Annotated in this window: 10 protein-coding genes; 1 reads left to right on the top strand and 9 read right to left on the bottom strand. The window is 61.6% G+C overall.

Features of this window, described 5'->3' with window-relative positions; genetic code table 11:
* Window positions 1–41: 41 nt before the first annotated feature.
* From bamA to dnaE, 9 genes are all read right to left on the bottom strand, one after another.
* On the bottom strand, window positions 42–2,159 hold the full coding sequence (gene bamA, locus K1X15_RS08085) for an outer membrane protein assembly factor BamA (protein WP_220306951.1): 2,118 nt from the start codon (window positions 2,157–2,159) through the stop codon (window positions 42–44).
* Window positions 2,160–2,342: 183 nt separating this feature from the next.
* Window positions 2,343–3,479, bottom strand: a complete 1,137-nt coding sequence (rseP, locus tag K1X15_RS08080) for an RIP metalloprotease RseP (RefSeq protein ID WP_220306950.1) — start codon at window positions 3,477–3,479, stop codon at window positions 2,343–2,345.
* Between the two features lie 43 nt (window positions 3,480–3,522).
* Complete coding sequence (locus K1X15_RS08075; RefSeq protein WP_220306949.1) at window positions 3,523–4,350, bottom strand: phosphatidate cytidylyltransferase; 828 nt, start codon at window positions 4,348–4,350, stop codon at window positions 3,523–3,525.
* Between the two features lie 29 nt (window positions 4,351–4,379).
* Window positions 4,380–5,141, bottom strand: coding sequence for an isoprenyl transferase (locus K1X15_RS08070; RefSeq protein ID WP_220306948.1), 762 nt, complete (start codon window positions 5,139–5,141; stop codon window positions 4,380–4,382).
* 33 nt (window positions 5,142–5,174) lie between these two features.
* On the bottom strand, window positions 5,175–5,735 hold the full coding sequence (frr, locus tag K1X15_RS08065; RefSeq protein WP_220306947.1) for a ribosome recycling factor: 561 nt from the start codon (window positions 5,733–5,735) through the stop codon (window positions 5,175–5,177).
* A 104-nt stretch (window positions 5,736–5,839) separates the two neighbouring features.
* Window positions 5,840–6,559 carry a UMP kinase gene (gene pyrH, locus K1X15_RS08060; protein WP_220306946.1) on the bottom strand — a complete coding sequence of 240 codons (720 nt, stop codon included), beginning with the start codon at window positions 6,557–6,559 and terminating at the stop codon, window positions 5,840–5,842.
* A gap of 194 nt (window positions 6,560–6,753) precedes the next feature.
* Entirely contained in the window at window positions 6,754–7,680 is a 927-nt protein-coding gene (gene tsf / locus K1X15_RS08055) for a translation elongation factor Ts (RefSeq protein WP_220306945.1), read from the bottom strand.
* Window positions 7,681–7,794: 114 nt separating this feature from the next.
* Window positions 7,795–8,568, bottom strand: coding sequence for a 30S ribosomal protein S2 (gene rpsB / locus K1X15_RS08050; protein WP_220306944.1), 774 nt, complete (start codon window positions 8,566–8,568; stop codon window positions 7,795–7,797).
* 341 nt (window positions 8,569–8,909) lie between these two features.
* Window positions 8,910–12,365, bottom strand: a complete 3,456-nt coding sequence (dnaE, locus tag K1X15_RS08045; RefSeq protein ID WP_220306943.1) for a DNA polymerase III subunit alpha — start codon at window positions 12,363–12,365, stop codon at window positions 8,910–8,912.
* 232 nt (window positions 12,366–12,597) lie between these two features.
* Between dnaE and K1X15_RS08040 the strand changes: the two genes are divergently transcribed.
* A protein-coding gene (locus K1X15_RS08040; protein WP_220303547.1) for an IS3 family transposase occupies window positions 12,598–13,751 on the top strand; the annotation gives its coding sequence in 2 pieces (ribosomal slippage) (window positions 12,598–12,870 and window positions 12,873–13,751; 1,152 coding nt in all).
* The last annotated feature ends 207 nt before the right edge of the window (window positions 13,752–13,958 follow it).

Raw genomic sequence — 13,958 nt, 5'->3', positions numbered from 1 at the left:
CTACCGCCCCGCGGCTCAAAAACTGTCTCACGCCGTTCCGGCTACAGCAAGGTCGAGATGGTGAACTGGAACAGCTGCGTCCGGTCGTCCGTCGACTTGTTGAGAACGTGGGCGAAGTCGCCGCGCAGCGGGCCGAACGGCGAGTCCCAGATAAGCGACGCGCCGACCGAGGTGCGAAGCGGCTGATCGTTGCTGGTGGCCGCAACGGTGCCCGGATTGCCCGGCAGATTGGTGCTGTCGATCCAGGCCGCGTCGGCCCACACGGCACCGCTCAGGCCATAGCTTTCCGGCAGACCTGGTATCGGGAACTCGATTTCGCCGGAAATGCCGGCATACATCGTGGTACCGAGATATTCGCCACTGGCCAGACGCGGGCCGTAGCCCCTGCTCTCAAAGCCACGGATCAGCTGCGAGCCGGGCGTGAACGCCTCGACCGCATGGACTGCGCCACCGCCAATGCTGTTGATGACACCGGCCTGACCGCGAACGCTGGCCACGATCCCGCTATCCGGGATCAGCGGCACGAAATAGCGCGCCTTGGCTTCCGAACGAAGCAGGTTGTGATCCCAGCCGATATATTGCTGAGTGAAGGTGGCATAGAGCCCTTCGGTTGGGCTCTTGACGTCGTCGACGCCATTCCAGGTCAGCGTGTAGCCGATGAACGCCTTGTTGAACTCCTGACCATTGGTCACGAGCGTGGAGGTGTAGGTACCGTCGGTATCCTTGATGACCTTGCGTTCAAAGCCGCCAAAGAACTGCGCATTAAGCGCGCTGGTCAGCGGCACGCCGATCCGCAATTGACCACCTGTGGCCTCGGTTCCGTAGTAGCTGGTCGAGTTCTCGTCGTTGATGCGATGATAGGCATCGACACCAGCGGAGACCTTGAGCCCCATGAAGCGCGGCTCGGTGAACGAGAAATCGAATGTCCGGCCAGACTGCGAAGCGCCAATCGAGGCGCGCAGATACTGCCCCCGGCCAAGGAAGTTGCGCTCGGTGAGCGAGAGCTCGCCGAGAATACCGTCTGTGGTCGAGTAGCCGGCGGTCGCGCCATATTCGCCCGTCGAGGTTTCCTCGACATTGATGTTGAGGACCACCTTGTCCGGCGCAGAACCGGGGGCGGTGCTCATCTCAACCTTGGAGAAATAGCCAAGCGCGTCGATATTGTTGCGGCCGCGAACGACCATGGAGCGGTTGAACGGGTCGCCTTCGGCAAAGTCCAGTTCGCGACGAATGACGAAGTCGCGGGTCTTGACGTTACCGGTAATGTTGATGCGCTCGACATAGATGCGAGCGCCTTCATCGACCAGGTAGGTGACGTTGAACGTGTTGGTCGCCACGTCGCGATCCAGCCGGGCGCGGACGTCGGCGAACGAATAGCCCTGGGCGGTCGCCTCGTACGCCATGTCCTCGATGGACTTTTGCAGATCGGTGACCGAATAGGCCCCACCCTGCCCCGTGCGCACGGTGCCGCGCAGCACGTCTGTGTTCAGCCCGTTGATGCTGGTCTCGATGCCAACATCGCCAAATTCGTACTTCTGACCCTCATTGATGGTCACGTTGACGAAGTAAGCGTTGCGGGAGGCGTCGTACTCGGCGACCGAGTTCACCTGCGCATCGGGGAAGCCGCGGTTGGCGTAGTAAAGCCGGATGCGCTCGCGGTCGATCGCCATCTTCTGTTCGTCATAGGTGTCGTCCCGGAGCAGCCAGCTCAGGATACCCGACTCCTTGGTGAGCATGGCGCCCTTGAGGTTGCCTGCGCCAATCGAGTTGTTCCCGGTGAAGTTGATCGCGGCAATACCGGCGCGCTCACCCTCGTTGATCTCGAAGATCACGCGGACGCGGCCATCGGCGGTCTGCTCGGTGCGGGCAGAGACCGAAACCGAGTTGAACCCATCCCGATCATAAGCCTGGCGGATGCTTTCGATGTCGGCATTCAGACGCTGCTGACTGAAGATACCCGACGCCGACATGTCGACCATGGCCAGAAGCTGACTGTCCGGGAAGCGGCGATTGCCTTCGAAAAGCACGGAAGCAACCAGCTGCTCCTGAGCCTGGACGGCCACGGCGCCAAGGACGGGCACTCCCGCAGCCATGGGGGCAGCGCCCAGGATTGCGATCGCGGAAACCGCGCCACGCATCAGCTTGGTGTGGTGGATCATATTGTTATTGCCTTCTGCGACCGGCCCGGAGAATCGCCATGCACAGCGCTCCCCCAAGCTAACTCCATTGAAGTGTTTTACTGTTTTTTTAACCAGGAACAAGGCGTGAGTGACCACGCGGTTAGTAATTCATTGGCGCACTTGTATTCGTGCAACACCTTGCGAACCAAGGTTAACAAGGGGTTAGCGGAAAATCCCGAAATGGTCGAACACCGTGTCGTTGAACAGGGTGAATACCATCAAGGCGAGCACCAAGGCAAAGCCAAACCTGAACCCGATCTCCTGGATTCGCACGCTCAGCGGACGCCCGCGGATCGCTTCGACCAGGTAGTAGAGCAGATGCCCGCCGTCGAGCATGGGCACCGGCAACAGATTGAAAATGCCGATATTGAGCGACAGCAATGCCATGAGGTTGATCAGTGCGACGATCCCGAGAGTGGCAACTTCGCCGGACACCTTGGCGACCTTCACCGGCCCGCCCAGCTGTTCCACATCGCCTCGGCCAACGAAGAAATCACCAAGAAATGCGGCGGTTCGCTGCACGATGAAGCGAATCTCCTCGACGGTCATGCCCAAGGCCTCAACCGGCCCCGGGCGGTAGACCGTCACGTCACTATCCTCGACATTGCGACTGACCCCGATGCGGCCGATTCGCTGCTCATTGCCAAAGCGATCCTCGACCTGGACCGCCTCGGGCACCAGGGTGAGGCTTTGCACGACGCCGTCCCTCTCCAGTTCCACGGCAACGGGCCGCTCGGGACTTGTGGCTACGTAGCGCTGGAAGTCCTCGAAGCCCCGCACCGCATAACCATCCACCGCCAGGATCTCGTCGCCTGGCCGAAAACCGACCTCTTCGGCCACCGAGCCGGCGATAACCTCGCCGATGACCGGCGGGATGGTGTAGCGCCCATAGCCGAGCAACAGGGCATACAGGATGAGAAAGGTCAGCAGCACATTGGCTATCGGCCCGGCGGCCACGATGGCGATGCGTTGCCAGACAGTCTTGTTGACGAAGAGCTTGGCCGCCAGTTCAGGCGGTGCGTTCTTTGCGGCCTCGGAATCCGGGACACTGGCCGGGTTCATGTCACCCACAAAGCGCACATAGCCGCCCAGAGGAACTGCCGAAATGCGCCAACGCGTCCCGTTCCGGTCATTCCAGCCGATCAGTTCGCGGCCGAATCCGACTGAGAAGGTCTGGATGGCAACGCCGTTCCAGCGCGCGACCAGATAGTGCCCCATTTCGTGAACGAAGACGATGACCGTCAATACCACCAGAAACGGCAGCAGATAGGACAGGAGCCAGAACGCGAAATCTAACATGCGGTTTCCAAATCACGTGACCCATGGCCCGAAGGCCACTGATCTACCAGTGGAGCAAGCCGGCGGCGACTGCGCCGAAGCCGGCATGCAGGGTTCCCACGACTACCACGAGGAACACGCCAAATGTGAGGCTGTCCAATCGATCCATCAACCCACCATGGCCGGGAATGATGTCGCCGCTATCCTTGATGCGAAAGAAGCGCTTGATCGCACTTTCCGACAGGTCGCCAGCCTGGCCAAGTATGCTGATCGTCGCAGAGAGTACAATGCCGATCCAGATCGGACTGTCCGTCACCCAGATCCAGACCAGCAGCCCGGCGCCGGTCCCCAGTGCCAGCCCGCCCAGTGCGCCGGACCAGGTCTTGGACGGTGAAATGTCGGGAGCCAGTTTCTCGCCGCCGATCTGGCGGCCGGTGAAGAACGCCGCGGAATCCGTCATCCAGACAACCGTGCCGAGATAGACGCCGGCCCATATTCCGTCGGGGGTGACGCCCCGCATGGCAAGGAGAGAGATGATCAGCAGGCCAAAAAGCACCACGCCCGCGACGCGCCAGGCCAGGTGCTCACGATCCATGAAACCCGCCAGCACGCACGCCAGGACGATCACCGCCAGCGAACCCAGGAGCCCGAAGGCAAGGTGAAAGAGGCCAGAGACGCCTACAAGTCCGATCAGAACCCACCCCAGAGGCGTTAGCGGCGCGCGCGATACCATGGTCTCCCATTCGCGATAGGCTCCGCCATAGACCGCTCCGACAACGGCGGCGAAGAGGTAACTGCCCACATAAAGCGCGGTAGCCGTCAGGGCGATCAGCACGGCAGCGGATGCCAGACGCGGCCCGACATCGGCCCAGGAACGTCGCGTGGAACTCACGGGATCTGGCTGGGGACCGCCGCTGTCGCTCAACTCGCCGCCGCCCCAATGCCGCCAAATCGCCGGTCGCGCTGCGAAAAGGCTTCCAGCACGCGGACAAAACTTGCCTCGTTGAAATCGGGCCAATGCTCGTCGACAAAGACGAACTCGGCATAGGCGGCCTGCCAGAGAAGGAAGTTGGAGAGCCGCTGCTCGCCACTGGTCCGGATGATCACGTCCGGGTCCGGAAGCCCCGCCGTATAGAGGGCATCACCCAGCCGCTGCTCGTCGATTTCGTCAGGATCGAGGCGACCCGCCGCGACTTCGCGCGCCAGATGGCGCGCGGCGGCGACGATTTCGGCCTTGCTGCCATAGTTGAAGGCAACGACCAGGGTCAGTCCCGTATTGCCGGCCGTCTTGGCCTCCACATCCTCAATCAGCCGCACCAGCGAGGGATCCAGGCCTTCGCGCGAACCGATGATCCGAACCTTGACGTTGTTGCGGATCAGTCGCTGCAGATCGGATGCAACAAAGCGACGCAGAAGATTGAATATAAATGATATTTCATCAGTCGGTCGTGACCAGTTCTCCGACGAGAAGCTGAAGACTGTCAGATAGCCAACACCGTAGGAGATGCAGTGCTCGACTAAGCCACGCAGGGCCTTGACACCCTCGACATGGCCTTCGGTCCGCCGCTTGCCACGCAACTTGGCCCAACGTCCATTGCCGTCCATGATAACGCCGAGGTGACGCGGAATCTTCAGGCCCGCGCCCGTCTCGACTTTCACACTGGCGGCCGGTTCCCCTGCCATTGACGCCCTCCTGGCGCGAAATCCGCGGTCTGGTCAGACCTGCATGATTTCCTGTTCCTTCTGCGCCACGATGCTGTCGATCTCACTGACGGCGTCGTCGGTGGCCTTCTGCACGAGATCGGACTGCTTCTTGGCATCGTCCTGGCTCATGTCGCCGTCCTTCTCCGCCTTTTTCAAGGCATCCATGCCATCGCGGCGAATATGGCGCACCGCCACGCGGGCCTGCTCGGCATAGTTGTGAGCCACCTTGGCCAGTTCCTTGCGGCGCTGCTCGTTCAGCTCCGGCAGCGGCACACGGATGACCTGACCCTCGCTCATCGGATTGAGACCAAGGCCGCTGTCGCGAATGGCCTTTTCGACCGCATTGGCCATGGAGCGGTCCCAGACCTGAACCGAGAGCATACGTGGCTCCGGAACGGTCACGGTCGCAACCTGGTTGAGCGGCATGCGCGAACCATAGGCTTCCACCACCACTGGCTCCAGCAGGCTGGCACTCGCACGGCCGGTCCGCAGCCCACCCAATTCGTCCTTGAGCGAGGCAACCGACTTGTGCATCCGGGTCTTGAGGTCGTTGAGATCGTAACTTGCGGCCATTGCCGTTTCCTTCCAGTCTTTTCCGGGTTCGGGTCTGGTGCCCGATACCGGCGCCAATCCGGGTCACCGGGGCTCCGAATGGTCTCTCGCGCCAGTAAGGCGCTTCAGCGCGGGTTACCCACCCAGGTCGATCGCCCGCGCCCCTCCAATACGCCGGCCAGGCCGGCCGTGTCGTCCAGTGAATATACGATTATCGGCATGGCACTGTCGCGGGCAAGCGCGAAAGCCGCCGTGTCCATAACCTTGAGATTCTGGCTGATGACATCATCATAGCTGATCTGGTCGTAACGGGTTGCCGTCGGATCCTTCTTGGGATCGGCCGAATAGACTCCGTCCACCTTAGTGCCCTTGAGCACAACGTCGCATTCCAGCTCGATGGCGCGCAGCGTTGCCGCGGTATCGGTCGTGAAGAACGGATTGCCCGTGCCGCCGCCCAGCACCACGACAAACCCCTCTTCGAGCGCCAGCTTGGCGTCGCGGGCGGTAAAGGTATCGGCCACCGAAGGCATGGTCGCGGCGCTGAAGGGCTTGGACTTCATGCCCTGGCGGGTAATGGCGTTGCTCAGGGCCAAGGCATTGATCATGGTGCCCAGCATGCCCATGAGGTCCGCAGTCACCCGGTCGGTACCGTCGGCTGCACCGGCCATGCCACGGAAGATATTGCCGCCACCGACGACGATGGCCACCTGAATACCGGAACGGGCCACATCGGCGATCTGGCTGGCCACGGCCTGCAGGAAGGGCGGCTCGATGCCAAACGAATTGTCCCCTGCCAGCGCCTCACCCGAAACCTTGAGCAAAATGCGCTTATACGCAGACGACATCAACCGGACCCCTTTGTCAGCAACTGTGCGGGCCACCGAATCCGGCGGACCCGGCGAACCCTAGGGCAAAACGCCCGGCAAATGAAGCCGAGGTTCTGCATGATATGAATGAGAAAAATCAGGCTCGATCCAGATTGCAGCAGCTCTGGAGAGCGGAAGGCGGACCCCAGAGCCCGCCTCCTGAATGATGGTGCTTACTTTACGCCAGCCGTTGCCGCCACTTCGGCAGCAAAGTCGCTCTCGACCTTCTCGATGCCTTCGCCCAGGGCGAAACGCACGAACTTGGTCAATTTGATCGGCGCGCCGGCATCCTTCTCGGCGTTCTTGATCGCATCGGCAACCTTGGTCTCACCGTCGATGACGAAGACCTGGCTGAGGAGCGTGACTTCCTCGAAGTACTTGCGCATGCGGCCTTCGACCATCTTTTCGGCGATCTCGGCGGACTTGCCGCTTTCCTTGACCTGCTCGAGGATGATGGCGCGCTCGCGGGCAACCACTTCCTGGTCCAGCTCGTCAGGCGAAATCGCCTGGGGCTGAGCGGCAGCAATGTGCATGGCGAGCTGCTTGCCGAGCGCGGAAAGCGCGGCCTTGTCGCCGGTCGACTCGAGCGCTACCAGGATACCGATCTTGCCCATGCCGGGCTTGACGGCGTTGTGGATATAGCTCTCGACGACACCATCGGTCACCGAGACCGTCTGGGTGCGACGCAGGTTCATGTTCTCGCCGATCTTGGCGATGGCTTCGGTCAGCTCGGCCGAAACCGAATGACCGGTGCCGGGGAACGGCATCTCACCGAGCTTGACGACATCGCCATCGGCATCGAGAGCCAGCTTGGCCACGGCGCCGACGATGTTCTGGAACTGTTCGTTGCGGGCAACGAAATCGGTTTCGGAATTGACTTCGACGGCGGCGGCCTTGGTGCCGGCAGTGGCAACGCCAACCAGACCTTCGGCGGCAACGCGATCAGCCTTCTTGGCGGCCTTGGCAAGGCCACGGGTGCGCAGCCAGTCGACCGCAGCTTCCATGTCGCCATTGGTTTCAGCCAGGGCCTTCTTGCAGTCCATCATCCCGACACCAGTCGAGTCGCGGAGCTGCTTGACCATTGCAGCAGTGATTTCCATGGGTTCACCTCTTGGCGGCCCCTCGCGGGGCGGCTTCTTGAGTGGGGATCAATCAGTCATGCCCGGAATCGGGCGTGGCGTGCCTCCCCGTGAGGAAGCACGCCTGCACGACGATTAGTTGACGGCGCTTTCGCCTTCGGCCGGCAGGTCTTCGGCCGGTGCCTCGGACGAGGAGCCGAGGTCGGTGCCCAGAGCGCTCGACGAACGGCCAATGCCGTCGATGGCAGCGCGCGAAACCAGCGAGACATAGAGCTCGAGGGCGCGGCTGGCGTCGTCATTGCCGGGAATGGCGTAGTCGACGATATCGGGATCGCAGTTGGTATCAACAATGGCAACGACCGGGATGCCCAGACGACGGGCTTCCTTGATGGCGTTCTCTTCCTTGTTGGTGTCGATCACGAACAGCAGGTTGGGCAGGTTGCCCATGTCCTTGATGCCGCCCAGGTCGCGCTCGAGACGCTCCTGTTCGCGGGACATCATCAGGCGCTCCTTCTTGGTGCGCAGGGCGAGGTCAGCCTCGCTCATCGACTCGAGCTCACGCAGGCGGGCGATCGAGTTGGAGATGGTCTGCCAGTTGGTCAGCGTGCCGCCGAGCCAGCGGGAGTTGACGTAATACTGGGCCGACTGCTTGGCAGCCTCGGCCACCAGCGGGGCGGCCTGGCGCTTGGTGCCGACGAACAGCACGCGGCCGCCATCGGCAACGGTGTCGGACACCAGCTGCAGGGCGCGGCTGAGGGCCGGAACGGTCTGGCTCAGGTCGAGAATGTGGATGTCGTTGCGAACGCCGAAGATGTAGCGTTCCATCTTCGGGTTCCAGCGGTGCTTCTGGTGGCCGAAGTGCACGCCAGCTTCCAGAAGCTGACGCATGGAGAATTCAGGCAGTGCCATGATGGGCTGCTCCTTTACCGGTTGATGCCTCCACGAAGCCTTGCAGCGGAACCCGCCACCGGATGGATTTCCCGCAAGGGAAAGCCTGCTTCGTGTGTGAAATCACGTCCGGCCCGTGCCGAACGCGTGCGTGCTATAGGCGAAGCCGCCCCGCTTGACAAGCGATTTGCCGGGCCGATGGACCTCGGGCGACAATCTCACAAATAGTTCAAGGAACTACGGCCCGATTGGTGCTATTGTTCCATCATAGACCCGCGCACGCACGCGGGGACAAGGGTGAGAGCCCCTGAGCGAGGGAGGATGGGCTTTTGGCTCGCCTCCCCCGCGCTTATCTGGCCCTCTTATGCAAAGCGCACATCCGTTACGCCATCGAGCGCCTTGATGCCGCCGGCCACTTCGGCGGTCACATTGTACTTGCCGGGCAGCTCGATCTCGTATTCGCGCGCGCCGCCGTCGCGGATCACCACGAAATTGACCGTACCGTTGCCGCCCCGCTTGAGCTGTGCGCTGGTTGCGCCCAGCGCCTTTGGATCGGCCAGGAACACGGTCAGCCGCCGGTCAATTCGATCGGCCATGCCCTCAATGGGCTCGGCCGAGATCAGGCGCAGGCTGATGCCTTCGGCCCGCTCGTCCGCACCGACCTGGAGAATGACCGAGTTGCCGGGCTGCAGGATGGCGCCGAACTCGTTGATCTGCTCGGAAAAGGCGATGCATTCGAAAGTGCCGCTCTGATCCGACAGGGTCAGGATCATCATCGGCGTGCCCTTTCGCGTTCGCCTGTCGTTACGCGACGAAATGGTGCCGGCAAGACGCCCGGCCCCTGCCCCGTCCTTCACTGCCCGCTCGAAGTCGCTCCAGCGCTGCACACGCAATTTCTCGAAGAGATCGGCATAGGCATCGAGCGGATGGGCCGAGAGGTGAAATCCGATGGCAGAGAGTTCGCGATCGGCCCGTTCCGTTGAATTCCAGACGGCGACGCCCGTGGGCAGACGGAATGGCTCTTCCTCGACGCTGTCAAACATCGAGACCTGGCCGCTCGAGCGGTCGGCAGTCAGCGCCTGCGCCGTGCCGATGACCGATTCCACGGCGGCAAAGGCCACCTCGCGGCGCGGCGCCAGAGCGTCGAAGGCGCCGGCATTGACCAGGGTTTCAAGCGTGCGCTTGTTGAGAACGCGCGGATCGACGCGGCGGGCGAAGTCGCCGAGATCCTTGAACGGGGTGTCGCCGCGCACCTCGACGATATGTTCGGCCATGGCCCGCCCCACGCCCTTGACCGCAGAGAGACCATAGTGGATGCGGTCGTCCTTCACGGAGAAGACCACCTCAGACTGGTTGACACAGGGCGGCACCACCTCGATGCCCTTCTTGCCGGCCTCGCGGCGGAAGTCCGAGAGCTTGTCAGTCTGCGCCATATCGAGGGTCATGGACGCCGCGTAGAACTCGTGCGGAAAATGCTCCTTGAGATAGGCCGTCTGATAGGAAACCCAGGCATAGGCGGCCGCGTGGCTCTTGTTGAAGCCGTAATTGGCGAACTTGGCGAGGAGGTCGAAGATCTGGTCGGCCAGTGCCTCGCTCACCCCGTTGGGTCCGGCGCCCTCGCGGAAGCGGATGCGCTGGTTGTCCATCTCCGCCTTGATCTTCTTGCCCATGGCGCGGCGGAGCATGTCGGCTTCGCCAAGCGAATAGCCGGACAGAAGCTGGGCGATCTGCATCACCTGCTCCTGATAGACGATGATGCCATAGGTTTCGTCGAGCACGTTGGACAGCGTCGGATGGGGATATTCCACATCCTCGCGGCCGTGCTTTCGATCGATGAAGCTCGGAATATTGTCCATCGGGCCGGGCCGATAGAGCGCGTTCATGGCGATCAGGTCTTCGATGCGGTCGGGCTTCAATTCCATCAGTGCCCGGCGCATGCCCGCACTTTCAAACTGAAAAATGCCGTAGGTATCGCCCCGCGCATAGAGCTTGTAGGTGGCCGCGTCGTCGATCGGGATGGCGTCGATATCCAGCTCGATGCCACGGTTTTTCACCATGTCCACCGCGTAGCGAATGGTGGTGAGGGTCTTCAACCCCAGGAAGTCGAACTTGACCAGGCCGGCCGGCTCGACCCATTTCAAATTGTACTGGGTGACCGGCATGTCGGAGCGCGGATCGCGATAGAGCGGCAGCAATTCCTGCAGCGGCCGGTCGCCGATAACGATGCCCGCCGCATGGGTCGAGGCGTGGCGGAACAGGCCTTCGAGCGCCTTGGCGATCTCCACCAATTGCCCGACGGTCTCGTCCTCGTCGGCCATCTGCTTGAACTGCGGCACCTCGTTCATGGTGCGCTCGATGGACCAGGGATCGGCGGGATTGGCCGGCACCAGCTTGCAGATGCGGTCCACCTGTCCATAGGGCATCTGCAGCACGCGACCGACATCGCGCAGCACGGCACGGGCCTGAAGCGTTCCGAAAGTGATGATCTGAGCGACCTGGCTGGACCCATACTTGTCCTGCACATAGTCGATGACTTCCTCGCGCCGGTCCTGGCAGAAGTCGATGTCGAAGTCCGGCATCGAGACGCGCTCAGGATTGAGGAAGCGCTCGAACAGCAGATTGTAGCGCAGTGGATCAAGGTCGGTAATGGTGGTGGCATAGGCCACGAGCGACCCGGCACCCGAGCCGCGCCCCGGTCCCACCGGAATATTATGGGCCTTGGCCCATTGGATGAAGTCGGCCACGATCAGGAAGTAGCCGGGGAATTTCATCTTCTCGATGATGCCCAGCTCGAAATCGAGCCTTTCGCGATATTCCTTCTCGTCCTTGCCAGGGGCGAGGCCGACGGTTTCGAGGCGCTTGTCGAGACCGTCAACCGCCAGCTTGCGCAGGGCAGCAGCTTCGGCAGCGACCACCTCGTCCTCGGTATTGTGAGAGCCGGCCGCGAATTTGGGCAGGATCGGTCCGCGGGTGCGCGGGCGGAAAGCCACGCGGCGGGCAATCTCGATGGTCGAGTCGAGGGCCTCGGGCAGATCGGAGAACAACTCGACCATCTCGGCGCGGGTCTTGAAGTAATATTGATCGTTGAGCTTGCGCCGCTCTGTCTGGGCCAGGACAGACCCGCCGGCAATGGCCAGCAGCGCGTCATGCGCCTCGTATTCCTTTGCCGTCTTGAAGAAGGGCTCGTTGGTCGCCACCAGCGGAATGCCCTTGCGATAGGCGTAATCGACCAGGCGCGGCTCGACAGTCGCTTCCATCGGGCGACCGTGCCGCTGCAGTTCGATATAGAAGCGGTCGCCGAACAGATCAGCCAGTCGATCCAGCCGGCGAACGGCATTGGCATCCTGGCCATGGGCGAAGGCCATGTCGATGCCGCCTTCCGGGCCGCCCGAGAGGCAGATGAGGCCCGAGAGGCTCTCCCGCGTCATCCAGTCGAGACTGGCCCGCGCAAGGCCATCCTCGCCTTCGAGATAGGCGCGGGAGACAAGGCGCGAGAGATTGGAGAAACCCTCCTCCGACTGAGCCATCAGCACGATGGACGATTTGCCGGCCCAGGCGATGTGGCCGCGTTCGCTCAGGCGCTCCTCGGCGGCAGCGAAATCGACGGCCAGCTCAACCCCTATCAGCGGCTGGATGCCCTTCTTGGTGGCCTTCTCGGAGAATTCGAGCGCCCCAAACAGGTTATTGGTATCGGCAATGCCGAGCGCCGGCTGCGCGTCCTCGGCGGCCAGCTTGAGAATGGTCTCGAGCTGGACGGCGCCTTCAAGCAGCGAGAAGGCGGAATGGACGTGCAGGTGAATGAAGCCGGGGCCGCGCATGAGGATCTCCTGAATCAACCTTGTGGCACGGCCCGCGCGGGGTCAAACCACAGCTTGGTCAATCCACAGCCGATCATGCGATATGGATGATGATATCCATCCAGGTCAGCGAGCCGATGGTGAAGGCCCCGAGGGTGACAAAAGCGGCGAGGTCTGAGCTACTCCCCGAAAATGGGACGCTGACGTAAGCTAGGAATTGTTGTCTGCTGGTCTTCGACGATGGAGATCAGAGATGTCGAAACGCAAGCAGCATTCGCCCGAGTTCAAGGCGAAGGTCGCCCTGGAAGCATTGAAGGGCGAAGAGACGGTATCGGAATTGGCGAGCCGGTTCGGAATTCACCCCACGATGATCCACCAATGGAAACGGGCGTTGCTCGAAGGGGCATCGGGTGTGTTCGAGCGCGGCGGGCGCAAAAGGCCTGAGATTGACGATGAACAGGTCAAGGATCTGCATGCCAAGATCGGAGAGCTGGCCGTCGCCAACGATTTTTTGTCCAGAAAGCTCAAGCCTTGGGGCGGGAAGTGAGGCGAGGGATGATAGAACCTGATCACCCCGTGCTCTCAATTGGCAAACAGTGCACGCTGCTGTCGATCGCGCGCTCTTCGTTCTACTACACGCCGAAAGGCGAGACCGAGATCAACCTTGCCCTGATGCGCAGGATCGATGGGCAATTCCTGGAAACGCCCTTCTTCGGAGTCCGGCAGATGACCTGGCACCTGCGCAATGAAGGTCACGTGATAAACGAGAAGCGCGTGCGTCGGCTGATGCGGCTCATGGGCCTGATGCCGATTTATCAGAAGCCCAATACCTCGAGACCAGCCAAGGGGCACAAGATCTGGCCCTATCTTCTGAAGGGGTTGAGGGTGGAGCGCCCGAACCAGGCCTGGGCTGCGGATATCACGTATTTACCGATGCGCCGGGGCTTTCTCTACCTGGTGGCCATCATGGACTGGCACACCCGCAAGGTCTTGGCATGGCGCATCTCGAACACGCTGGAGGCAGACTTCTGCATCGAGGCGTTGAACGAGGCGGTCCACAAGTTCGGTCCGCCCGAGATCATGAACACCGATCAGGGGAGCCAGTTCACGTCCTTTGCCTGGACCGATCGGTTGCGACGAATGGGGGTGCGCATCTCCATGGATGGCAAGGGCCGGTTCCTCGACAACATCTTTGTCGAGCGGCTCTGGAGAACCCTCAAATACGAATGCGTCTACCTGCACGCCTGGGAGACCGGGTCACAGGCCCGCGCCGGCGTCCGCGAATGGGTGGACTTCTATAATAACCGACGCCCTCATTCCGCCCTTGGCGGAAAACCGCCTGCCGTGATCTATTGGCAGCGCATTGACCAAAACCAACCCGACCAGCAGGTGCAACGAGTAGCTTAATTTACGCCAAAAGCTGTCCAACGATTGGGGAGTAGCTCAGTCTTTGACGAAGTTGAGCATCTTGGTCTCCCGTGTTTCTGTAATGTTCTTATACGTTCGGTTTTTGTTCTCGTCCAGACGGGAACAGTGGTGAAACCGGGGACAAGGATTAACTGGTTAGGAAATCGTTAGGAGAGGTTCGCGGGCGTTAAGGATTCGGGACATGCG

This window comes from Devosia salina (assembly GCF_019504385.1).
Lineage (GTDB): Bacteria > Pseudomonadota > Alphaproteobacteria > Rhizobiales > Devosiaceae > Devosia > Devosia salina.
Note: the sequence above shows the minus strand (reverse complement) of the source record. Positions and strands in the feature narration are given on the sequence as shown.

Excerpts from the sequence above, each read along its gene's own strand:
- bamA (WP_220306951.1), bottom strand. The coding sequence starts at position 2,159 with ATGATCCACCACACCAAGCTGATGCGTGGCGCGGTTTCCGCGATCGCA.
- rseP (WP_220306950.1), bottom strand. The coding sequence starts at position 3,479 with ATGTTAGATTTCGCGTTCTGGCTCCTGTCCTATCTGCTGCCGTTTCTG.
- K1X15_RS08070 (WP_220306948.1), bottom strand. The coding sequence starts at position 5,141 with ATGGCAGGGGAACCGGCCGCCAGTGTGAAAGTCGAGACGGGCGCGGGC.
- frr (WP_220306947.1), bottom strand. The coding sequence starts at position 5,735 with ATGGCCGCAAGTTACGATCTCAACGACCTCAAGACCCGGATGCACAAG.
- pyrH (WP_220306946.1), bottom strand. The coding sequence starts at position 6,559 with ATGTCGTCTGCGTATAAGCGCATTTTGCTCAAGGTTTCGGGTGAGGCG.
- tsf (WP_220306945.1), bottom strand. The coding sequence starts at position 7,680 with ATGGAAATCACTGCTGCAATGGTCAAGCAGCTCCGCGACTCGACTGGT.
- rpsB (WP_220306944.1), bottom strand. The coding sequence starts at position 8,568 with ATGGCACTGCCTGAATTCTCCATGCGTCAGCTTCTGGAAGCTGGCGTG.
- dnaE (WP_220306943.1), bottom strand. The coding sequence starts at position 12,365 with ATGCGCGGCCCCGGCTTCATTCACCTGCACGTCCATTCCGCCTTCTCG.